A 20,791-nucleotide genomic window follows, 5' to 3' on the forward strand; every position below is an offset into this window, starting at 1 on the left:
TGCCTCCGGCATACTGGAAGTGAGAATCATTCCCATCTAGGGAGGGGACGTGGGCCGCGCCCGAGGGGTCGTCGCCGTCCTGGCCGTGCTGGCCGGGCTGGTGCTGACCGCCTGCACCGCCGCGAGCGGCGCCGGCAGCCGCCCGGTGACGACGTCGGGCGATGCGGCGCGCTGCCCGGGTGACCTGGTCGACGTGGTCGTCTCGGTGAGCCAGTGGAGCGACCTGGCCCGCACGCTGGGCGGTGACTGCACGACCGTGACCACGGTGCTCGCGTCCTCCGCCGTCGACCCGCACGACTACGAGCCCAAGCCGGCCGACATCGCCGCGTTCGAGAAGGCCGACCTCGTCGTCCTCAACGGCGCGGGGTACGACACCTGGGCCGCCGACGCCGTCCGCAACCTCGACCCACGGCCGGCCGTCGTCACCGCCGCCCAGGTCGCCGGCTGGCGCACCGGCGACAACCCGCACCTCTGGTACGACCCGGACCTGGTGCCGCGGATGGCCGCGCGCGTCACCGCCGAGCTCACGACGCTCGCCCCGCACGACGCCGACGTCTTCACGGCCCGGGCCACCGCCGAGGAACGGGACCGGCAGCCCTGGACCGACGAGCTCGCCGCACTGCGGACGGCGGCCGCCGGGAAGACGTACGCGGCCACCGAGACCGTCTTCGACCCGACCGCCCGAGCCATCGGGCTGCGCGACGTCACGCCCGAGGGCTACCGCTCCGCGGTGAGCAACGAGGGCGACCCGGCGCCCGGCGACATCGCCGCGTTCGAGAAGGCGCTGCGCACCGGCGAGGTCGACGTCCTCGTCGTGAACACCCAGACCGAGGGCGAGCTGCCCGACCAGCTGCGCGCCACCGCCGAGCACGCCGGTGTGCCTGTGGTCGAGGTGACGGAATCGCCGCCGCACCCGGGCGGTTCGTTCGTCGCGTGGCAACTCGCACAGCTCCGGAGGCTCTCGACCGCGCTGGAGACCTCGTGAACGCCCTCGAGCTGGAAGGCGTCCGGGTCGTCCGCGGCGGCCGGACCGTCTGGTCGGAGGGCGACCTGAGCGTCCCCGCCGGCGCCGTCGTCGGCGTCATCGGCCCCAACGGCGCGGGCAAGACGACGCTGTTCCAGGTGCTGCTGGGCCTGCTGCCGGTCGCCGAGGGGCAGGTGCGCGTGCTCGGCGGCCCACCGCGCCGGGGCAACCGGCGGATCGGCTACGTGCCCCAGAACTACACCGCCGCGATCGGCGAGGCGGTCCGCGCCCGCGACCTGGTCACCCTCGGCCTCAACGGCGGCCGGTTCGGCCTGCGCCCGACCAGCGCCGGCGAGCGCGCCCGGGTCGACGCCGCCCTCGAGCGGGTCGGCGCGGCCGGCTACGCCGACCGGCGCATGTCGGAGCTCTCCGGCGGCCAGCAGCAGCGCGTGGCCATCGCCCAGGCGATCGTGGACGACGCCGAGCTGCTGCTGCTCGACGAGCCGCTGGCCAACCTCGACCTGCGCAACCAGCACGAGATCGTGCGGCTGCTCGGCGACCTGCAGCGCGAGCGCGGCGCCACCGTCCTGGTCGTGGCGCACGACCTGAACCCGCTGCTCCCCGTGCTCACCGACGCCGTCTACCTGCTCGACGGCCACCCGCACCACGCCTCGATCGGCGACGTCGTCCAGGAGGACCTGCTGACCCACCTCTACGGGACGCCGGTGGGCGTCGTCCGCACCCCGCAGGGCGACCTGTTCACCCGGGCCGCGTGGAGCGACCCCGACCCCGCGGGTAGCGAGCGATGAGCGGGTTCCTCGCCGACATCGGCTTCCAGTCCGACTGGCTGGACATCCTCGGGACGACGTTCATGCGCCACGCGTTGATCGGCGGCTCCCTGGTCGCCGTCGCCGCCGGGCTGCTGGGCTACTTCGTCATCACCCGCCAGAACGCCTTCGCCGCGCACGCGCTGGCGCACATCGGCTTCCCGGGCGCGACCGGCGCGATCCTGATCGGCGCCCCGGTCACGCTCGGGCTCGCGGTCTTCTGCATCGGCGGCGGACTGCTCATCGGCCTGTTCGGCAAGCGCGTGGCCGAGCGGGAGATCGCCACCGGCACGATCCTGGCGCTGGCCACGGGGCTGGGCGTGCTGTTCGCCTCGCTGGCCGGCGCGAACGCCAGCGCGACGACGTCGGTGCTGTTCGGCAACCTGCTGGCCATCTCCGCCGACCAGCTCGTCGTCTTCGGCCTGTTCACCCTCGCCGTCGTGCTGGTCCTGGCGCTGATCGCGCGGCCGCTGCTGTTCGCCTCCGTCGACCCGGCCGTCGCCGAGGCGCGCGGCGTGCCGGTGCGCGCGCTCGGGCTGGCGTTCGTCGTCCTGCTCGCGCTGACGATCACGATGGCGGTGCAGGTCGTCGGCACGCTGCTGCTGTTCGCCCTCGTGGTGACGCCGGCCGCCACGGCGCTGCGGCTGACCGCCCGTCCGGTCGCGGTCGCGGGCATCGCCGTGGCCATCGCCCTCGGCTCGGTCTGGCTCGGACTGGTGCTCTCGGCGATGGTCAACCTGCCGCCGAGCTTCTTCGTCGTTGCGGTCGCGGTCGCCGTCTGGCTCGTGGTGCTGGCGCTGACCGGCCGGCGTCGCGAGGTCCGCCAGCGCACGCCGGCCGACGTCGACAGCCACCACCACGCGGCGGCCCCGGTCGTCGGAGCGTGACCGATCTCTCGCCGGGTGCGACGCGGATCACCGGTTCGGGTCTGTTTCCTCCGGCGAGGGCGAGGGCAGGCTGGAAGGCATGGAGGAGAACACCCGCGAGATCCGAGTAGCCGACGACGCCGCGGCGGTGCGGACCGACGAGTCCCGCGAGCAGGAGACGTCCGTCGTCCTGACCGCCCGCCTGCTGGCCAACCCGCGCCGCATCCGCGTCAACTGAGGGCGTCGCCGGGGATCGCCCTGCTGCGGTGTGACTGCGAGTAACCACAGCGACCACATCGATCCCCGGCGCCTCGCACAACTCCCCCACCCCTGGTTACACAGAGCTACATGGCTCGGCGTGCCGCGAACTCTTCCGTCACGTTCTCGGGCAGCATGCGTGCCGTGACCGCCGCCCTGAAACTCGCCGCCGCCGACGACGCCTCGGCCCCGGTTCGCCGCAGCCGCGCCGAGCGGCAGGCGATCGTCCTCGACACCGCTGAGCGCCTCTTCGCGACCCGCAGCTCGCGCAGCGTCGGCATGGACGAGCTCGTCCGCGAGACGGGTCTGGGCAAGATGACGGTCTACCGGCTGTTCAAGAGCAAGGACGAGCTGGTCGGCGCGTACCTGGCCCGCAAGGCCGCGACGGTCCTCGCCTTCATCGACGCCGAACTGGCCCGCTGCGACGGCGACCCGCGGGCCGCGCTGCTCGCCGTCGTCGACCACGTCGAGCGCGAGGTCACCCGCCCCGGCTTCCGCGGCTGCCCGTTCACCAACGTCAGCAGCGAGTACGACGACCCGCAGCACCCGGCCCGCAGCGCCGCCGCCGACTACAAGTTCGAGCTGCACGCGCGGCTGGAGCGGCAGGCCGACGAGCTGCTGCCCGGCCGGGGCGACGACCTGGCCGCGCAGATCCACCTGATCATCGACGGCATGTACCTCTCCGGCGGCCTGCTCGGCCCCGACGGCCCGGCCTCGCACGGTCGTGCGCTCGCCGAGAAGCTCATCGCCCACGCCGACGCGCTCGCGGTCACCGCGCGCGTCTGACGCCTCCTGTCCGCAGGATGAGCGGGTGAGCACCGATCGCACCCGCCCTGACCTGGACGACACGACCGTCGAGGCGCTCGGCAAGCTGTCCGAGGCCCTCGAGGTCGTCGAGCACGCCCGGGGCCTGCTGTACGGCTTCCACCGGCTGACCGGCACCGCCGACCTCGCCGTGCAGGAGGCGGTCGAGCTGTTCCGCAAGGGCGGGCACGCGGAACTGGCCGACGACCTCGAGCGCGACCTCGTGGGGCGCAACGTGATCGCCGACCGCTGGACGTTCCAGATCATCGAGGACTACGACGCCGGCTACTGGACGACGTTCCGCGCCTTCGACGAGCGCGCCCGCACCGAGCTCTCCGACGGGGACCGGCACGTGTTCGAGGCACGGATGAAGCAGCGCGAGCGCACGTCCGGCCACCCGCGGCACGAGGCCGGCCCGGCGCTGGACGACTGACCGCTCGGCCCGGCCGGGCCCGGCCACGATCAGCTCAGCTGATCCCCCGGTTCCTGGCTCACCGTGGGACGTGAGCCAGGAACCCTTGCCGTGAGCCAGGACGACGGAACCGACGCCCGACGGTGACGAGTCGGTCTCGGTCAGGGCGGATCGGGCCCTGCGGACGGCGACGGCGCAGGACACTGGCGGGGTGACCGCACCCGAGCCGCCCGTCGTCCCGACCGGGATCCCCGGTCCCGCCGGTCCGCCGCCGGGAACGCCGCTGACGCCGACCACCCCGCAGCCCGCCCCGACGCGGTCCCGCGGCCGCACCGCCGGTCGCACGCTCGCCCTCGCGCTGCTGCTGTTCGTGACCGTCCTGCTGGTGCTGTTCGTCGTCTTCAACACCCAGACCGTCGAGGTCAGCCTGGTCTTCGGGAACGTCGAGGCGCCGCTGGTGCTGGCGCTGGTGATCGCGGCCGCGCTCGGCGGCCTGCTCGTGTGGCTGGCCGGCCTGACCCGGCGCGCCCGCCGCAACCGCAAGTCCTGACCCGCGCGGTGTGGTCGCCCCCCGCGTCCTGCACCGCGAGGGTCGCGACCACACCCCGAGGGGCGTGTCGGACGGCGGTGCGCTTGCCGTTGCTACTCGTCGGTAATAACGTTTGTTACTGGCGAGTAAGGGATCGCCGTCACACGTACCGAGCCACGGGAGCCACCGGCATGGGTCACTACACCGCGAACCTGCGGGACCTCGAGTTCAACCTGTTCGAGTTCCTCGACACCAAGGACCGGTTCGGCACCGGCCCGTTCGAGCAGATGGACGCCGAGACGGCGCGCGGCGTGCTCGCGGAGATCCGCAAGCTGGCCGAGGGGCCGATCGCCGAGTCCTTCGCCGACGCCGACCGCAACCCGCCGGTCTTCGACCCCGCCACCCACTCGGTCACGCTGCCCGAGTCGTTCAAGAAGTCGGTGCGCGCCCTCGAGGACGGCGAGTGGTACCGCCTCGACCTGCCCGAGGAGCTCGGCGGCTTCGGCGCCCCGCAGACGTTCTCGTGGGCCACCTTCGAGATGATCCTGGGCGCCAACCCCGCCGTCTTCATGTACGGCGCCTGGGCCGCCTTCGCCGGGGTCCTGCACGAGCTGGGCACGCCCGACCAGAAGCGGCTCGCCGAGCTCATGGTCGAGCACAAGTGGGGCGCCACGATGGTGCTCACCGAGCCCGACGCCGGCTCCGACGTCGGCGCCGGCCGGACCAAGGCGGTGCAGCAGGACGACGGCTCCTGGCACATCACCGGCGTGAAGCGGTTCATCACCTCCGCCGAGCACGACCTCTCGGACAACATCGTCCACCTCGTGCTGGCCCGCCCCGAGGGCGCGAAGGCCGGCACGAAGGGCCTGTCGCTGTTCGTCGTCCCCAAGGTCCACGTCGACCTCGAGACCGGTGAGCTCGGCGAGCGCAACGGCGTCTACGTGACCAACGTCGAGAAGAAGGTGGGCCTCAAGGTCTCCACGACCTGCGAGCTCACCTTCGGCGACGGCCCCGTGCCCGCGAAGGGCTGGCTGGTCGGCGACGTGCACGACGGCATCGCGCAGATGTTCAAGGTGATCGAGCACGCCCGGATGTTCGTGGGCGCCAAGGCGATCGCCACCCTCTCGGCCGGCTACCAGCAGGCGCTGGCCTTCGCCAAGGAGCGGGTGCAGGGCGCCGACCTGACCGCGACGTCGAAGGACGCCCCGCGGGTGACCATCACCCACCACCCCGACGTGCGCCGCTCGCTCATGCTGCAGAAGTCCTACGCCGAGGGCATGCGCGCGCTCTACCTGTACGCCGCGACGTTCCGCGACCAGGTGATCCAGGCCGAGGCCGAGGGCTCCGCCGACAGCGAGGAGGCCGTGCTCGCGGCCAAGGTCAACGACCTGCTGCTGCCGATCGTGAAGGGCTTCGGCTCCGAGCGGGCCACCCAGCTGCTCACCGCCGAGTCGCTGCAGACCCTCGGCGGGTCGGGCTACCTGCAGGACTACCCGATCGAGCAGTACATCCGCGATTCCAAGATCGACACCCTCTACGAGGGCACGACCGCGATCCAGGGCCAGGACTTCTTCTTCCGCAAGATCGTCAAGGACGGCGGCGTCGCGCTGACCTGGCTGGCCTCGCAGATCCAGGCGACGATCGACGCCGAGGTCGGCAACGGCCGGCTCAAGGAGGAGCGGGCGCTGCTGCAGACGGCGCTCTCCGACGTCCAGGGCATGCTCACCGCGATGTTCGGCCAGCTGACGGCCGCCCAGGAGGACATGAGCAGCCTCTACAAGGTCGCGCAGAACACCTCGCGGCTGCTGCTGGCCGCCGGCGATCTGATCACCGCGTGGCTGCTGATCCGCCAGTCCGAGGTCGCGCTGTCCGCGCTCGGCGGGGAGGTCTCGGAGAGGGACCGGTTCTTCTACGAGGGCAAGCTCGCCGCCACCCGCTTCTTCTGCACCCAGGTGCTGCCGAAGCTCTCCGCCGAGCGGGTCATCGTGGAGAACACCGACAACGCGCTCATGGAGCTCGACGAGTCCGCCTTCTGAGGCGTCGTTTCCGGGCCGGTGGGCGGGGCATGGTTGCGACCGTGACCGAGTCCCAGCCCACCGGCTACAACGAGAACGAGACCACCGACGCCAACTCGCCGGCGAACCTGGTCGACGGCACACCCGGCAACGAGGCGAGCGACCGCGGCGAGAAGGACACCACCCTCACCACGGACGACGACGCCCAGGAGGACGACGCCGTCGCGCGGCCGGGCAACTCCGCCGACTGATGACCGGCGACTTCCTGTCCGGACGGCGGGCCCTGGTCACCGGCGGGGGCTCGGGCATCGGCCGGGCGGCGGCGATCCGGCTGGCCGAAGCGGGCGCGCACGTGCTGGTCGTCGACCGGGACGCCGACGCGGCCGCCGCCGTGGCCGGCAAGGTCGACGGCACCGCGGTGACCGCCGACCTCTCCGATCTGGACGGGATCGACCGGCTGGACCTGGACGTCGACGTCCTGGTGAACAACGCCGGCCTGCAGCACGTGGCGCCGATCCACGAGTTCCCGCCCGACCGGTTCTCCTACATCCTCCGGCTGATGCTCGAAGCGCCGTTCCGCCTGGCCCGCGGGGCGCTGCCGCACATGTACGGGCGCGGGTGGGGCCGGATCGTGAACATCAGCTCCATCCACGGGCTGGTCGCCTCACCGTTCAAGGGCGCGTACGTCACGGCCAAGCACGGCCTGGAGGGGCTGTCGAAGACGATCGCGCTGGAGGGCGCGGAGCACGGGGTGACGTCGAACTGCATCGCCCCTGCCTACGTCCGCACTCCTCTGGTCGAGGGCCAGATCGCCGACCAGGCGCGCGCGAACGGCATCTCCGAGGACGACGTCGTCGCGCAGATCATGCTGGCCCCCGCAGCCGTCAAGCGGCTGCTCGAGCCCGAGGAGGTCGCCGAGATGGTGGCGTGGCTCTGCTCGCCCGTCGCCACCTCGGTCACCGGCGCCACCTTCCCGATGGACGGCGGCTGGACCGCGCGATGATGGACCGGTGCGCGCGGAGATCTGGCAGGAGAGGGCCCGTGCGCACGCCGACCGCGCCGACGCGCTGACCGCCGGGCACCGCGCCCGCAAGGCCGCCGGCGAACGGCACGCCATCGAGGACTTCCTCTTCGAGTACTACAACACCCGCCCGTCGCTGCTGCGCCGCTGGCACCCCGGCCCGGGCGTCGTCCTCGAGCCGGGGTCGGCCCCGGCCCCGCACGCCGGCTGGCGCTGGTACCGGACGGACGCCGACGGCGCGGTGACCCTGGACCTCGCGACGTTCCTGGCCGACCGCGGCGACACCGTGCGCTTCGTGCACCGACTGCTGACCGCGACCGCCTCCCGGTCGCTGTTCACCGGCTGCTTCGGGCTGCACGAGTGGGCCATGGTCTACCGCCAGCAGGAGCACCGGCACCCGCTGCCGCTGCGCCTGGGGCAGGCCGGCACGGACGCCGTCGTCGAGGCGCACCCGATCCGGTGCAGCCACTTCGACGCCTTCCGGTTCTTCACCCCGGCCGCCGTCGGGCGCAACCGGCTGCAGCCCACCCGCGCGACGCAGGTCGACCTGGAGCAGCCCGGCTGCCTGCACGCCTCGATGGACGTGCACAAGTGGGCCGGCAAGCTGGGACCGGCGGTCCCGGGCGAGCTGGCGCTGGACTGCTTCGAGCTGGCCCGCGACGTCCGGCTGCTCGACATGCAGGCCGCGCCGTACGACCTGTCGTCCTACGGGCAGCCGGCTGTCGCGATCGAGACGCCGGAGGGCAAGGCCGAGTACGTCCGCCGGCAGCGGGACCTCGCCGCGCGGGCCGGAGAGCTGCGCGCCCGGCTGATCGCGGTGTGCGAGGAACTGCTTCCCGTTCGCCACCGTGTTGCCGCGGTGTCAGATCCCCGCCGTACCGTCGGGGCGTGACCTCCCTGCGCACCGATCGCTGGCTGCACCTCGACGGAACGGCGAACACCCGTGACCTGGGCGGGCTGCCCACCACCGACGGCGGCCGGACGGTGCCCGGGAGGATCCTGCGCAGCGACAACCTGCAGACGCTCTCCGAGGCGGACGTGCACCGGCTGGTCGACGAGCTGGGGCTGCGCGACGTCATCGACCTGCGCACCACCGCCGAGGTCCTCCTCGAGGGCCGCGGCCCGCTGCGCGACGTCGAGGCGGTGACCCACCGGCACTTCAGCCTGATCCCCGAGCGCGGCCACCACACCGACGTGTTCGCCGTCGAGGAGGAGGAGATCCCCGAACTCCCGGGCGGCTGGCAGGAGGCCGTCCTGCCGCGGCAGGTGGCCGAGGGCGACGAGCACGAGCCGCCGGCGGTCCGGTCCTACCTCGGCTACCTGAACGACCGCAGCGACGCGGTGGTCGACGCGCTGCGCGCCCTGGCGCACGGCGGTCCCGGCGCGGCGATCGTGCACTGCGCCGCCGGCAAGGACCGCACCGGCGTCGTCTGCGCGCTGAGCCTGGCCGTCGCCGGCGTCCCGCACGAGGAGATCGTCGCCGACTACGCGCTGACCGCCGAGGTCATCGAGGGCGTCGTCGCGCGGCTGGCGGCCTCCCCCACCTACGCCGAGGACATGGAGAGCCGCGACGTGGCGACCCACACCCCCCGGGCGGAGACGATGGACCGCGTGCTGACCCTCCTCGACGAGCGCCACGGTGGCCCTCTCGGCTGGCTGGAGGCGCACGGGTTCGGCGCAGCGGACCAGGCGGCGCTGCGTTCCCGACTGCGGAACTAACGCGCGGGGGCTTCCCGGTCGCGGTGCTTGTCGGCGTACATCGCCGCGTCGGCCCGGCGCAGCAGCAGTTCCGGGCCGCCGTCCCCGTTCGCGTGGACGGCCACGCCCACGCTGGTGCCGATCCGCACCTCGCGTCCCTCGAGCCGGAACGGCTCGTCGAAGCAGGCCAGCACGCGCCGGGCGAGGGAGTGCGCGCCCTCCGGTGAGGAGAGCCCGCGCAGGACGACGGCGAACTCGTCACCGCTGAGCCGGCCGACCGTGTCGCCGGGGCGCACCGCGGAGAGCAGCCGGGCGGCGACCTGGCGGAGCAGCTCGTCCCCGGCGGCGTGCCCGAGGGAGTCGTTGACCGCCTTGAACCTGTCCAGGTCGCAGAACAGGACGGCGATCTGCTCCTCGGCCTCGGGGCGCTCCAGCGCCGCGGTGAGGCGCTCCAGGAACAGCACCCGGTTGGGCAGGCCGGTGAGCGCGTCGTGCGCGGCCTGGTGGCGCACCGTCTCCAGCAGCCGCGCCTTCTGCAGCGCGGTCGAGGCCTGGTCGCCGACACCGCGCAGCCGCACGAGGACGTCGCCGTCCAGGACGCTCGGCGCCTCGCCCTGCCGCCAGCCCGCGGCGGCGACCCCGAGGAACGAGGTGCCGGCGAGGAGCGGGACGGCTACGGCGTCGGTGCTGCCGAGCCCCTCGAGCAGCCCCCGCAGGGCCGGGCTGCTCGTGGCGTCGCGCAGGACGCGCGGCTCGCGGTCGGTGAGCATGCCGACCAGCTCCGGGGTGTCCTCGGCGGCCAGGTCGGTGCGGGCGGCGAACGCGGCGGCCCCGGCGTCCAGCCCTTCGGAGGCCCGGGTGCGCAGCCGGCCGGAGGCCGGGTCCCACAGCATGATCGTGGCTCGGCTGCAGCCGACGACCCGGGGCAGCGCCCTGGCCACGACGTCGCAGACGGCGTCGGCGTCGGGCGCGGCCGCGAGCTCGTGCGCCAGCGCGAGCAGCGCGCCGGCCCGGTCGGCCTCCAGCCGGGCGTCCTCGAGGGCCATCAGCAGGTCGAGCGCCGCGGCGGCGTGGCCGGCGTAGGCGGCGAGCATCGAGCGCTCGTCGCCGATGGCGCCGTGGCCCTCCGGGTAGACCGCGGCCAGCCGGCCGTGCCGGCGGCGCGCGGATGCGACGTCGACGACCACCGCGTGCGGGCCCAGGTCGCCGGTGGCCAGCAGGGTGCGCGCGGTGCCGGTGATCGCGTCGTCGGGCAGGCCGGCGCTGTGCACCAGCGGCGCACCGCCGGCGGGCGGCGTCACGGCCAGCACGTACGCCGGGGCCAGCACCGCCTGCGCGGCGCGGGCGACGATCGTGTGCAGGATCGCGTCGAGGTCGTCGCTGGCCACCAGGTCGGAGGCTGCCGACTGCAGGGTGCGCAGCTGGCCGCGCAGGGCGACCAGCTCGGCCTCCGCGGACGCCTCGGCCGAGCGGCGGCGGCGCCGGCCCAGCCGGGAGCGGCTCTCCCAGGTCAGGTGGTAGATGCAGGCCGGGTGGCCGTCCGACTCGCACTCGTCGTGCCGCACCTCTGCCCGGGGGAGCCCGAAGACGACCGGCACCATGCCGATGAGGCCCCGCGCGTAGTCGCAGTCCAGCCGCGAGTGCCGGTAGCCGTCGTGCAGCCGGTAGTGGATGGTCGCGTGCGTGGCACCGGCCTCGAGGACCGTCATCGTCGAGGTCGTGGAGAACTTCGCCACCGCCCGCGGCAGCTGCCGGTAGACCTGCCGCGGCGACCCGATCGCGCGGACGATCAGCACGAGCGCGGGGCTCAGGCCGTTGGACAGGGCCTCGCTGCCCACCCGCCACATGGTCTCCGGGTCGCCGAGGACCTCGGTCGCGGCGGTGAACAGGCGGACCCGGGTGTCGTAGCCGACCCAGTGGTCCGGCCGGCCGAGCTCCTCGGCGGTGAAGGGGACGGCGGCCCGGCGGAGCGTCTCCGCCACCGCCGCGTCGCCGCCGTGCTCGCGGACGTAGGCGAGCACCAGCGCCGTCGTCGCCCCGGAGGTCTCCCGGGGCTCGGGCACGGTGGTCGTCACGTGGGATCTCATCGGCACGAACGGCCTGATCGTTGAGCCCCGGCAACCCGTTCGGGGGAGCTGCTGAGGCGCAGCTCACGCTTGCCGGTCGCTCGGGGTGGGAGTAGAACCGCGTTATACCCCCCGGGGGTATCTACACAGGAGGTTCCGATGCACACCCACGACGGTTCGGCGACCCGCTCCGGAGCGAGCTGGCGGATGGCCGCCCAGGCGACGCTGCACTGCCTGACCGGCTGCGCGATCGGCGAGGTCCTCGGCATGGTGATCGGCACCGCGGCCGGCCTGTCGAACGGGACCACCGTGGCCCTGTCGATCGCGCTGGCCTTCGTCTTCGGCTACGCGCTGACCATGCGCGGCGTCCTGCGCGGCGGCCTGCCGTTCGCCCAGGCGCTCAAGGTCGCCCTGGCGGCGGACACCGTCTCGATCGCCGTCATGGAGGTCGTGGACAACGCCGTGGTGCTGGCCGTCCCCGGGGCGATGGCCGCCGGCCTCACGTCGGTCCTGTTCTGGGGCTCGCTGGCCGGTTCGCTGGCGGTCGCCTTCGTCGTCACCACGCCGGTGAACCGCTGGCTGATCGCTCGCGGCAAGGGCCACGCGGTGGTCCCCGGCCACCACTGAACGCGACACGGCCCCCGGCTCCGAAAGGAGCCGGGGGCCGTGGAACTGCCGAGGCGCGCCGTCGTGGACGGCGCCGCTCTCAGCGCGGGAGGTTGCGGAACTGCGCGCTGTTGGCCAGCGTCAGCAGCTCCTCCCGCATCGCGGGGCTGTAGTTCTGGGCGAGGGCGCGGTCGATCGCCCGCCGCGTCCGCGCCACGAGGCGACGCTCACGCCAGCTGGACCTCACGCTGCTCATCTCTCTGTGCTCCTTCTGGAAGTTCTCCCGTTGTGACACCCACTCTAATGCAGGCGTACTAGAGGATATTCCGAAGAAACCTAGGTGAGACTGAAGAATCGCCGTGGATACGTCACCCCTTCGGGTGAGTTCCCTCACCCGCCCAAGAGCTCCCGGACGGCGGAGCGCCCCTCCTGGGGGTCGGCGGCGGCCAGCGCGGCGGCCGCCGCGGCCCGGCAGGTGGCCAGATCGACGGTGCCCAGCCGGGCCCCGACCGCCGGCAGGCGGCTACGAGTCGTCGTCCTGACTGAAGCTCGGCGCCCGGGGGATGACCTGAGACGCGATCCTGCCCTCGAAGACGACGAAAGCTTCAAGCTCGAAATACCTGGCCCACAACTGCCACGCGTAGGACCATCTGCGGTCACCCGCAGTAGCGAACGTGACTGGTAACCCACAGGCCTGGGCTTCCTCGGCGGTGAAGACGGCTGCGTGACTGTCTGGGGCGTCCTTCAGAGGACCAACCAGGTTACGGAACAGCTCGTCCACCTGCGCCGCATCACGCCCCGAGCAGGCCGCAAGGGCGGTTCGCATCTGCCTCTCGGTGTCGTTGAGCGCTGACTTAGCGGTCTGGACATCAAGAAGGTCGTAGCCCCGGAGCATGTGCTCGACCAGCGAACTTGCTGCGGCCTCACCTCGCACATACTCCAGGGCCGAGTCCCAGGCGGCGATGATGTTCTTGGCACTGATCAAGGAGCCGTCTGCTGCCTGGAACTGGGGATCGACCGGCCCGAGGTCACTTGTGGGGCCGAGGAGCAGTTGGTGCGCCCCCAAGCAGATGAGGGTGGCCGCGCTCTTGGCTTGGTCCGGCACGATGACTGTCAGCTCACGGCACCGGGCCTGGGCGGAGCGGAGCAGCCTCAAGGCCACGTCCGCGCTGCCCCCAGGACTATCAAGTAACAGGTGCAGGTCTTCGTCCGGGTTGGCATCGTGAACCAACTCTTCGAAGTAGGTGGGGAAGGCGTCGGTGAAGGGCCCGATAACCACGATGAGCCGACAGTCGAAGGCTGCCTCGTACTCCCGAATCAGACGCTGCCGCTCGTATCGACCGGCATGTTGCGCCCCGTAGAGAGGGGTAAGGGGCGACCCGTCGGACCGAAGGGGAGCGATGCCTTCATCAGGCGCCCCAGACATAGGCTAGCCCCGACGCTTGCTGAACGACGTCCCTGAGAAAGTTCCTCGCACCAACGGCTGCCCCGTGGCCGCACGCTTGGCGAGCCGTGACTGACTGATCTCGGTGGTCAATCCACGACGCTCTCGGCTGCCCCGAGTCATCTTGCGGTCGCTAACGGTAACTGTCCCCCGTGCCCGCTTGGGACTCACGTCCACATCCGCGGAGTCCTCGAGATGCCCCTCGATGACTTGCCTATCCGGCATTGATCGCGCTCCCCGTACGTCGATTGCGCAAGGACAAGATCCGTAGAGCTGAGCAGGACTGTTCTCGGCAGTACCCACGACGTCAAGTCGCTCATGCACGGAGCATGTTCCCGGGGTACGACAGGACCCCGCAGACTCTCCGGTCGTTACCTACCGTGATGTCCCGTCCGCTTCACTGCGGCTCTGTTGTTGTCTCCTGCCACCCGCGCAACCACGTCACCCGGCACGCCGAGCTCAGCCATCGAGCGCAATAGCGGCGCCGGCATGGTCCCGCTCCAGATACGCGGGGCCGTCCGCACCGACGCGCCGCCGTGAGCAGCCTTCGTCGGCCCGTTCACAGCCTCGTCCGCACGTCTCACGCGGATCACCTCCTAGTTGGGGAGATACCCAGCACTACGTAGCTGGCGTATGACTCCAACGCCGGCGGCGGCCAGGAAACTCCTGATCTCATCTTGCCACAGCTGATCAAAGCTGCCCGCGGGGCCATCTAGGGCCAGGCAGCCGACGACCTTGGCAGGGTTCTTCGTGTCGTCGACAAGCGGAGTCGCTACGACGGCCCCGTACTTGCCACGTAAAGCTCGGAAGTCTGCGAAGGACAGCCCGAGACGCACACCCTCAGGCGCCGCCAACCACTCAGCCTCTGTCGCGTTCATGAACGGTCCGTGACTCTGTGCGACATCATCGCCGAAGTCCGCCCCGTCCTGGACGCACCGTCCAATGATCCCTTTACCAACCGTCCACTTGATCTTGCTTGCGGCCGGCGAGAAGGACGGCCGCTCACGGAGCAGGCGATCCAGCACATCCGTGCGCCACATGCGGTGTCTCACCAGCCAGACGCTGATACCGAGCTTCCGGAGGTCCAGGTTGGCCTTGACGCTAAGTTCGAGAAGCGCTGGCCGAACGATGTAGGCGGCGCTCTGCTCAGCTGCTTGGCGACGGTCTCCCCGGTACTGCCCGAACGCCGACGTACCCGCCGTACCCACAGCAACCACCCCAGTGGCCGCTGCAGCTGCCACGACCGCTGTAGGCGTGAGCGTGACGACATGGGCACCGTTCAGTGCCAGGAGCGTGCTGCCGCCGGCAGCAACGACAGCTCCAGCGACCTTGGTGATCAACCGGGGGCCGCGCTTCACAAACTCTCCCCGTCTGCCGTCCACGTACACAACGCCGGACGGACGGTACCGGAACAATGAGGTCTGTCCAGGGGAGAGAAGCAAGGGCGCGATAGTCGGCCAGACTTTCGTATCGCTTGCAGGCGCCAGCTTATCCAGCGTCGAGCAGCTCCCGGACGGCGGAGCGCGCCTCCTGGGGGTCGGCGGCGGCCAGCGCGGCGGCCGCCGCGGCCCGGCAGGTGGCCAGATCGACGGTGCCCAGCCGGGCCCCGACGGCCGGCACGGCGGAGGCCGCGCAGGACAGCGAGGTGATCCCCAGCCCCACCAGCACGATCGCCAGCAGCGGATCGGCGGCCGCCTCGCCGCAGACCCCGACCGGCTTGCCCTTGCGCTGCCCCGCCTCGGCCGTGATGCGGACGAGCTCGAGCAGCGCCGGCTGCCACGGATCGGTGAGGTCGGCCAGGTCGGCGGAGAGCCGGTCGGCGGCGAGGGTGTACTGCGACAGGTCGTTGGTGCCGATCGACAGGAAGTCGACGTGGTCGAGCAGCCGGCCGGCCAGCAGCGCCGCCGACGGCACCTCGATCATCACGCCGGGCACCAGGCCGCGGCCGCGCACCCGGGCGGCGAAGTCCGCCGCCTCGGCCTCGGTGGCGACCATCGGCGCCATCACCCAGGGGGTCGACGCCGTCTCGCGTGCCGCCTGCGCGACCGCGTCGAGCTGGCGTTCCAGGATGCCGTCGTCCTGGCGGGCGATGCGCAGCCCGCGGACGCCGAGGGCGGGGTTCGCCTCGTCGGGCAGGGTGGCGAAGGCCAGGGGCTTGTCCGAACCGGCGTCGAGCGTGCGCAGCACGACCTTACGGCCGGCGAAGGCCTCGAAGACCTCGGCGTAGCCCTTCGCCTGCTCCTCGACCGACGGCTCGTCGGCGTGCCCGAGGAAGGCCAGCTCGGTGCGCAGCAGCCCGACTCCCTCGGCATGCGCGGCCACCGCGGCGCGGGCGCCGGCGCCGTCCTGGACGTTGGCGAGCACCTGCACGGCGTGGCCGTCGCGGGTGGTCGCCGGGCCCTCGTAGCCGGCCAGCGCCTCGGCGGCGATCCGCGCCGCCGCCACGCGGCCGCGCGCCTCGTCCGGATCGGGGTCGACGGTGACGGTGCCCTGCTCGCCGTCGAGCAGCACGGTCACGCCCGCGGGGACGTCGTCGAGCCCGCCCACCGCGACGACGCAGGGCAGCCCGAGCTGGCGGGCGATGATCGCGGTGTGGCTGGTCGTGCCGCCCAGCCGCGTGGCCAGCCCCACGACGCGTGCCGGGTCGAGCCCGGCCGTGTCGGCCGGGGCGAGGTCGTCGGCCAGCAGGATCGAGGGCTCGTCCGGCACCGGGACGCCGGGCTCGCCCTGGCCGGTCAGCTCGGCGACGATCCGGTCGCGGACGTCGCGGACGTCGGTGGCCCGCTCGGCCATGACACCACCGAGCGAGGTGAACAGGTCGACGAACTGCTGCGCGGCCTGCAGGGTGGCCACCTCGGCCGCCGCCCCGCCGTCGATGCGCTGCTCGACGGCCGACAGCAGACCGCGGTCGCGCGCCAGGCCGGCGGTCGCGGTCAGCACCTCGGCGCTGACACCGGTCGCGGCGCCGGCGCGGTGCTCCAGGCGCTCGGCGACCTTCTCCGCCGCGGCGGTGAAGCGCGCCTTCTCCATGGCCCGGCGCTCCTCGGGGACCGCGGGCTGGTCCTCCGACGGCAGGCGGACGGCGCCGGAGGGGCGGATGACCGGGCCGAGGGCGACACCGGGCACGACGGGGGTGCCGGTGAGGACGGCGGTGGTGCCGGAAGCGGTGGTGGACATGTTCGCTCCGAGGGCTGGGCGGCGGGAGGGCGGCCGGCGGACTCCGTCGTCCGTCGGTGACCAGAGTCACGAACAGGTCTTGACTTGTCAACCCAATCGGGCATAGAACAACACCATCACAACGCGAAAACCACACAATCGGACAGCCGGTGTGGTGCCGCCCACGGAGGAGGTGAGGGCCGTGTACCCCGAGGAACGCCAGCACGCGATCGCCACGCTGGTCGCCGAGCGCGGCCGGGTGCAAGTCGCGGCGGTCGCCGAGGAGTTCGGCGTGACCACGGAGACCGTCCGCCGCGACCTCGCCCTGCTCGAGCGGGCGGGCACGCTGCGCCGGGTGCACGGCGGCGCCGTCCCCGCCGGCGCGCTCGCCCTCGTCGAGCCCGGCCTCGGCGAGCGGCACGGCACCCGCACGGAGCAGAAGCGCAAGATCGCCGCCGCGGCCCTGGACCTGCTGCCCGGTACCGACGGCAGCCTGATCCTCGACGGCGGCAGCACCACCGCGGCGCTGGCCGACGTCCTGCCCGTCGACCGGCGGTTGTACGTCGCGACCAACTCCGTGCCCATCGCCACCCGGCTGTCGGTTCCCACCGGCGTCACCCTCCACGTGCTCGGCGGCCGGGTCCGCGGCATCACGCAGACCGCCGTCGGCGACTCGACGGTCCGCGCGCTGGCCGACCTGCGGGTCGACGTCGTCTTCCTGGGCACCAACGGGATCAGCGTCGCGCACGGCTTCTCCACGCCCGACGAGGCGGAGGCGGCGACCAAGCGGGCGATGGTGCGCGCGGCGCAGCGGTCGGTCGTGCTCGCCGACTCCAGCAAGCTCGGCCGGGAGCACCTGGTCCGGTTCGCCGCCCTGGAGGACGTCGACGTGCTGGTCACCGACGCCGAGGCCGACCCGGCCGACGTCAGCGAGCTGGAGCAGGCGGGCATCGAGGTGGTGGTGGCGTGACCGGCCGCGTCGTGACCCTGACCGCGAACCCCAGCCTCGACCGCACGCTCGCCCTCCCCGGGCCGGTCGACCGGGGCGGCGTCGTCCGCCTCGGCGCCAGCTCGACCGAGCCCGGAGGCAAGGGCGTCAACGTCTCGCGCGCGCTCGCCGCAGCCGGCGCCGACGTCGTCTCGGTGCTGCCCGCCGCGGACGACGACCCGATCGTCACCGAGCTGCGCCACCGCGGCCTCCCGCTGGCCACGGTGCCGGTGACCGCGCCGGTGCGCACCAACTACACCCTCGCCGAGCCCGACGGGACGACGACCAAGCTCAACGAGCCCGGTGTCGCCCTCGACGACGCCACCCGCGCCGCGCTCGAGGCCACCCTGCACGAGCACGCCACCGGCGCCCGCTGGGTGGTGCTCTCCGGCTCGCTGCCGCCCGGCACGCCGGTCGACTGGTACGCGACGCTGGTCCGCTCGCTGCGCGGCACCGGCGCGCGGATCGCCGTCGACACCTCCGAGGCGCCGCTGCTGGCCCTGCTCGCCGCGGGCCCCGACGCCGCGCCCGACCTGGCCAAGCCCAACGCCGAGGAGCTGGCCCAGCTGGCCGGCGTCGCCGAGGCCGAGGTGCTCGCCGACCCGGACGCCGCGCTGGCCGCCGTCCGCACGCTGCACGAGCGCGGGGTCGCCGAGGTGCTGCTGACCCTCGGCGCCGACGGTGCGGTGCTCTCCACGGCCGAGGGCGTGTGGTCGGCGCAGCCGCCGCGGATCACCGTCCGCAGCACCGTCGGCGCCGGCGACTGCAGCCTCGCCGGCTACCTGCTCGCTGACCTGGACGGGCAGCCGCCCGCCGAGCGGCTGCGCGCCGCGGTCGCCTACGGGGCGGCCAGCGCGTCGCTCCCCGGATCCGCCGTTCCCACCCCGGCCCAGGTGGACGGTCCAGCAGTTCGGGTCACCGCCGGGATCGCCGGCGCCAGCACCGCCGCCCACCCCGTCCCGGCCGCCGGCCGGGACGCCCGTTGAGCCAGGGGGAACCTCCTCATGCCCGAACTGATCACCCGCGACCTGGTGGCGCTCGACGCCGACCTCGGTCCCGACAAGGACGCCGTCGTGCGCCGGCTGGCCGCTCTGGTCGCCGATGCCGGTCGCGCCACCAGCGCCGACGCGCTGCACGCCGACGCCATGGCCCGCGAGGCGCAGGCCGCCACCGGGCTGCCCGGCGGGATCGCCATCCCGCACTGCCGCTCGGAGGCCGTCACCCAGGCCTCGCTCGGCTTCGCCCGGCTCTCCCCCGCCGTCGACTTCGGCGCGCCGGACGGCCCGGCCTCGCTGGTCTTCCTCATCGCCGCCCCCGCGCACGGCGACGCCGACCACCTGACGCTGCTCACCGCCCTGGCCCGGGCGCTGGTCCGGCCGGAGTTCGTCGAGTCGCTGCGCGCCGCCGGCACCGCCGACGAGATCGTCGCGCTGGTGCAGGAGGTCGTCGCGCCCGAGCCGGCTCCGGTCGCCGCTCCCCCGGCCGCGCCGGCCGCCGCGCCTGCTCCCGAGGCGGCGACGCGCAGCCTCGTCGTCGTCAGCGCCTGCCCGACCGGCATCGCGCACACCTACATGGCCGCCGACAAGCTCTCCGCCGCCGCGAAGGCGGCGGGGGTCGACGTCCACGTCGAGACGCAGGGCTCCTCGGGGGCTACCCCGCTCGACCCGGCGGTGATCCGCGCGGCCGACGCGGTGATCTTCGCCGTCGACGTCGGCGTGCGGGACCAGGACCGGTTCGCCGGCAAGCCGGTCATCCAGTCCGGCACCAAGCGGGCGATCAACGAGCCAGACAAGATGGTCGCCGAGGCCCTCGCCGCCGCCGACGACCCGAACGCCCGCCGGGTGCCGGGCTCGGGTGCCGCCGCGGCCGCCCCGTCGTCGGGCGCCGGCAAGCCGAGCACCGGTGCGGAGATCCGCCGCTGGCTGCTCACCGGCGTCAGCTACATGATCCCGTTCATCGCGGCGGGTGGCCTGCTCATCGCACTGGGCTTTCTGCTGGCCGGCTACCCCGTCGCGCTCACCGACCCCGCCTCCAAGGCCGGGAACTCCTACGCCAAGGAGTGGGTGCTCAACAACGCGCTGTGGGATCTGCCCACCAGCAACGTCGCCGACCTGCACGGCGGGCTCGCCGGCTACCTCGGCGCGATGTGCTTCTTCATCGGCTCGCTGGCCTTCTCGCTGTTCGTCCCGGCACTGGCCGGCTACATCGCGTACGCGATCGCCGACCGGCCCGGACTCGCCCCCGGGTTCATCACGGGCCTGGTCGCCGTCACGGTCAACGCGGGCTTCCTCGGCGGCCTGGTCGGCGGCGTGATCGCCGGCTTCGCGGCCCTCTGGGTCTCCCGGATCAAGGTCGGCCGCGTGCTCCGCGGGCTGATGCCGGTCGTGATCATCCCGCTGTTCGCCACGCTGATCGCCAGCGGCCTCATGGTGCTCTTCCTCGGCCGCCCGCTCGCCGCCGCCATCAGCGGCCTGACGAACTGGCTCAACGGCCTGTCCGGTGCCTCCGCGGTGCTGCTCGGCATCCTGCTCGGCCTGATGATGGCCTTCGACATGGGCGGCCCGGTCAACAAGGCCGCCTACGCCTTCGCCACCGCGGGCCTGGCCAGCTGGATCTCCAACCCGACCACCAACACCGGTCCGCTGGTGATCATGGCCACGGTCATGGGTGCCGGCATGGTGCCGCCGATCGCGCTGTCGCTGGCCACCTTCGCCCGTCCCAAGGTGTTCACCCCGGCCGAGCGCGAGCAGGGCAAGGCCTCCTGGCTGCTGGGCCTGGTGTTCATCACGGAGGGCGCGATCCCGTTCGCCGCGGCCGACCCGATCCGCGTGATCCCCTCGATCATGCTCGGCTCGGCGACGACCGGGGCGATCATCGCGGCCAGCGGGGTCGAGGCGAAGGCCCCGCACGGCGGCGTCGTCGTGTTCTTCGCGATCACCGGGTTCTTCGTGTGGCTGCTCGCCATCGCGATCGGGTCCGTCGTGGGCGCCGCCGCCGTGATCGTCGCCAAGAACATCGGGCGCACGAAGGCGGCGGAGGTCCCCGAGGACGCCGTCGACCTCGAGCACGCGCACAGCCCGGTGCACGCCGCGCCCCCGTCCCCGCAGACGGCGACGGCCTGACAGGCCGCGTCGTCC

The 20,791-nt window shown here is 72.9% G+C and carries 21 protein-coding genes; 16 read left to right on the forward strand and 5 right to left on the reverse strand.

Annotated elements, in window-relative coordinates; genetic code table 11:
* The first annotated feature begins 49 nt into the window (after positions 1-49).
* From GGQ55_RS07100 to GGQ55_RS07155, 12 genes are all read left to right on the forward strand, one after another.
* A complete protein-coding gene (locus tag GGQ55_RS07100) occupies positions 50-985 on the forward strand; it encodes a metal ABC transporter solute-binding protein, Zn/Mn family (protein WP_218859195.1) in 936 nt (311 codons plus the stop codon).
* Positions 982-1,773, forward strand: a complete 792-nt coding sequence (locus GGQ55_RS07105; RefSeq protein ID WP_179715751.1) for a metal ABC transporter ATP-binding protein — start codon at positions 982-984, stop codon at positions 1,771-1,773. The genes GGQ55_RS07100 and GGQ55_RS07105 overlap by 4 nt, the downstream gene beginning before the upstream one ends.
* Entirely contained in the window at positions 1,770-2,678 is a 909-nt protein-coding gene (locus tag GGQ55_RS07110; protein ID WP_179715752.1) for a metal ABC transporter permease, read from the forward strand. The genes GGQ55_RS07105 and GGQ55_RS07110 overlap by 4 nt, the downstream gene beginning before the upstream one ends.
* A 79-nt stretch (positions 2,679-2,757) precedes the next feature.
* Positions 2,758-2,895 carry a hypothetical protein gene (locus tag GGQ55_RS07115; protein WP_179715753.1) on the forward strand — a complete coding sequence of 46 codons (138 nt, stop codon included), beginning with the start codon at positions 2,758-2,760 and terminating at the stop codon, positions 2,893-2,895.
* Between the two features lie 155 nt (positions 2,896-3,050).
* Positions 3,051-3,701: a TetR/AcrR family transcriptional regulator gene (locus GGQ55_RS07120; RefSeq protein ID WP_246323778.1), complete on the forward strand. Its 651-nt coding sequence runs from the start codon at positions 3,051-3,053 to the stop codon at positions 3,699-3,701.
* A gap of 25 nt (positions 3,702-3,726) precedes the next feature.
* Positions 3,727-4,152, forward strand: coding sequence for a hypothetical protein (locus tag GGQ55_RS07125; protein WP_179715755.1), 426 nt, complete (start codon positions 3,727-3,729; stop codon positions 4,150-4,152).
* A 190-nt stretch (positions 4,153-4,342) separates the two neighbouring features.
* Entirely contained in the window at positions 4,343-4,681 is a 339-nt protein-coding gene (locus tag GGQ55_RS28245; protein WP_366488910.1) for a lipopolysaccharide assembly protein LapA domain-containing protein, read from the forward strand.
* Between the two features lie 170 nt (positions 4,682-4,851).
* Positions 4,852-6,696, forward strand: a complete 1,845-nt coding sequence (locus GGQ55_RS07135) for an acyl-CoA dehydrogenase (RefSeq protein WP_179715756.1) — start codon at positions 4,852-4,854, stop codon at positions 6,694-6,696.
* 41 nt (positions 6,697-6,737) lie between these two features.
* Positions 6,738-6,926 carry a hypothetical protein gene (locus GGQ55_RS07140; protein WP_179715757.1) on the forward strand — a complete coding sequence of 63 codons (189 nt, stop codon included), beginning with the start codon at positions 6,738-6,740 and terminating at the stop codon, positions 6,924-6,926.
* A complete protein-coding gene (locus GGQ55_RS07145; protein ID WP_179715758.1) occupies positions 6,926-7,678 on the forward strand; it encodes a 3-hydroxybutyrate dehydrogenase in 753 nt (250 codons plus the stop codon). The genes GGQ55_RS07140 and GGQ55_RS07145 overlap by 1 nt, the downstream gene beginning before the upstream one ends.
* Before the next feature lie 7 nt (positions 7,679-7,685).
* On the forward strand, positions 7,686-8,588 hold the full coding sequence (locus GGQ55_RS07150; protein ID WP_179715759.1) for a 3-methyladenine DNA glycosylase: 903 nt from the start codon (positions 7,686-7,688) through the stop codon (positions 8,586-8,588).
* Positions 8,585-9,415, forward strand: a complete 831-nt coding sequence (locus tag GGQ55_RS07155) for a tyrosine-protein phosphatase (protein WP_179715760.1) — start codon at positions 8,585-8,587, stop codon at positions 9,413-9,415. The genes GGQ55_RS07150 and GGQ55_RS07155 overlap by 4 nt, the downstream gene beginning before the upstream one ends.
* Here the strand turns inward: GGQ55_RS07155 and GGQ55_RS07160 are convergent.
* Complete coding sequence (locus tag GGQ55_RS07160) at positions 9,412-11,469, reverse strand: diguanylate cyclase domain-containing protein (RefSeq protein ID WP_366488913.1); 2,058 nt, start codon at positions 11,467-11,469, stop codon at positions 9,412-9,414. The two genes, GGQ55_RS07155 and GGQ55_RS07160, sit on opposite strands and share 4 nt — an antisense overlap.
* Before the next feature lie 150 nt (positions 11,470-11,619).
* On the opposite strand from GGQ55_RS07160, the gene GGQ55_RS07165 reads away from it, so the two are divergent.
* The gene (locus GGQ55_RS07165; protein WP_179715761.1) at positions 11,620-12,087 is read left to right on the forward strand and encodes a DUF4396 domain-containing protein; all 468 of its coding nucleotides are present in this window, start codon (positions 11,620-11,622) and stop codon (positions 12,085-12,087) included.
* Positions 12,088-12,166: 79 nt separating this feature from the next.
* On the opposite strand, the gene GGQ55_RS07170 is transcribed toward GGQ55_RS07165, so the two are convergent.
* The 4 genes from GGQ55_RS07170 to ptsP all read right to left on the reverse strand — a co-directional run bounded on the left by GGQ55_RS07170 (position 12,167) and on the right by ptsP (position 16,687).
* A complete protein-coding gene (locus GGQ55_RS07170; RefSeq protein WP_179715762.1) occupies positions 12,167-12,322 on the reverse strand; it encodes a hypothetical protein in 156 nt (51 codons plus the stop codon).
* A 267-nt stretch (positions 12,323-12,589) separates the two neighbouring features.
* Entirely contained in the window at positions 12,590-13,345 is a 756-nt protein-coding gene (locus GGQ55_RS07175; protein WP_179715763.1) for an SDH family Clp fold serine proteinase, read from the reverse strand.
* Positions 13,346-14,106: 761 nt separating this feature from the next.
* Positions 14,107-14,868: a hypothetical protein gene (locus GGQ55_RS07180; protein ID WP_179715764.1), complete on the reverse strand. Its 762-nt coding sequence runs from the start codon at positions 14,866-14,868 to the stop codon at positions 14,107-14,109.
* 130 nt (positions 14,869-14,998) lie between these two features.
* Positions 14,999-16,687 (reverse strand): phosphoenolpyruvate--protein phosphotransferase, encoded by a 1,689-nt coding sequence (gene ptsP / locus GGQ55_RS07185; RefSeq protein ID WP_179715765.1) that lies wholly within the window; start codon positions 16,685-16,687, stop codon positions 14,999-15,001.
* A gap of 181 nt (positions 16,688-16,868) precedes the next feature.
* Here ptsP and GGQ55_RS07190 point away from each other — a divergent pair, with 181 nt between their 5' ends.
* Genes GGQ55_RS07190 through GGQ55_RS07200 form a run of 3 tightly spaced genes read left to right on the forward strand, consistent with a single transcriptional unit; the run spans position 16,869 to position 20,776 of the window.
* Positions 16,869-17,636, forward strand: a complete 768-nt coding sequence (locus GGQ55_RS07190; protein ID WP_179715766.1) for a DeoR/GlpR family DNA-binding transcription regulator — start codon at positions 16,869-16,871, stop codon at positions 17,634-17,636.
* Entirely contained in the window at positions 17,633-18,640 is a 1,008-nt protein-coding gene (locus GGQ55_RS07195; protein ID WP_179715767.1) for a 1-phosphofructokinase family hexose kinase, read from the forward strand. The genes GGQ55_RS07190 and GGQ55_RS07195 overlap by 4 nt, the downstream gene beginning before the upstream one ends.
* Positions 18,641-18,658: 18 nt before the next feature.
* A complete protein-coding gene (locus GGQ55_RS07200; protein ID WP_179715768.1) occupies positions 18,659-20,776 on the forward strand; it encodes a PTS fructose transporter subunit IIABC in 2,118 nt (705 codons plus the stop codon).
* The last annotated feature ends 15 nt before the right edge of the window (positions 20,777-20,791 follow it).

Source organism: Petropleomorpha daqingensis (assembly GCF_013408985.1).
Classification (GTDB): domain Bacteria; phylum Actinomycetota; class Actinomycetes; order Mycobacteriales; family Geodermatophilaceae; genus Petropleomorpha; species Petropleomorpha daqingensis.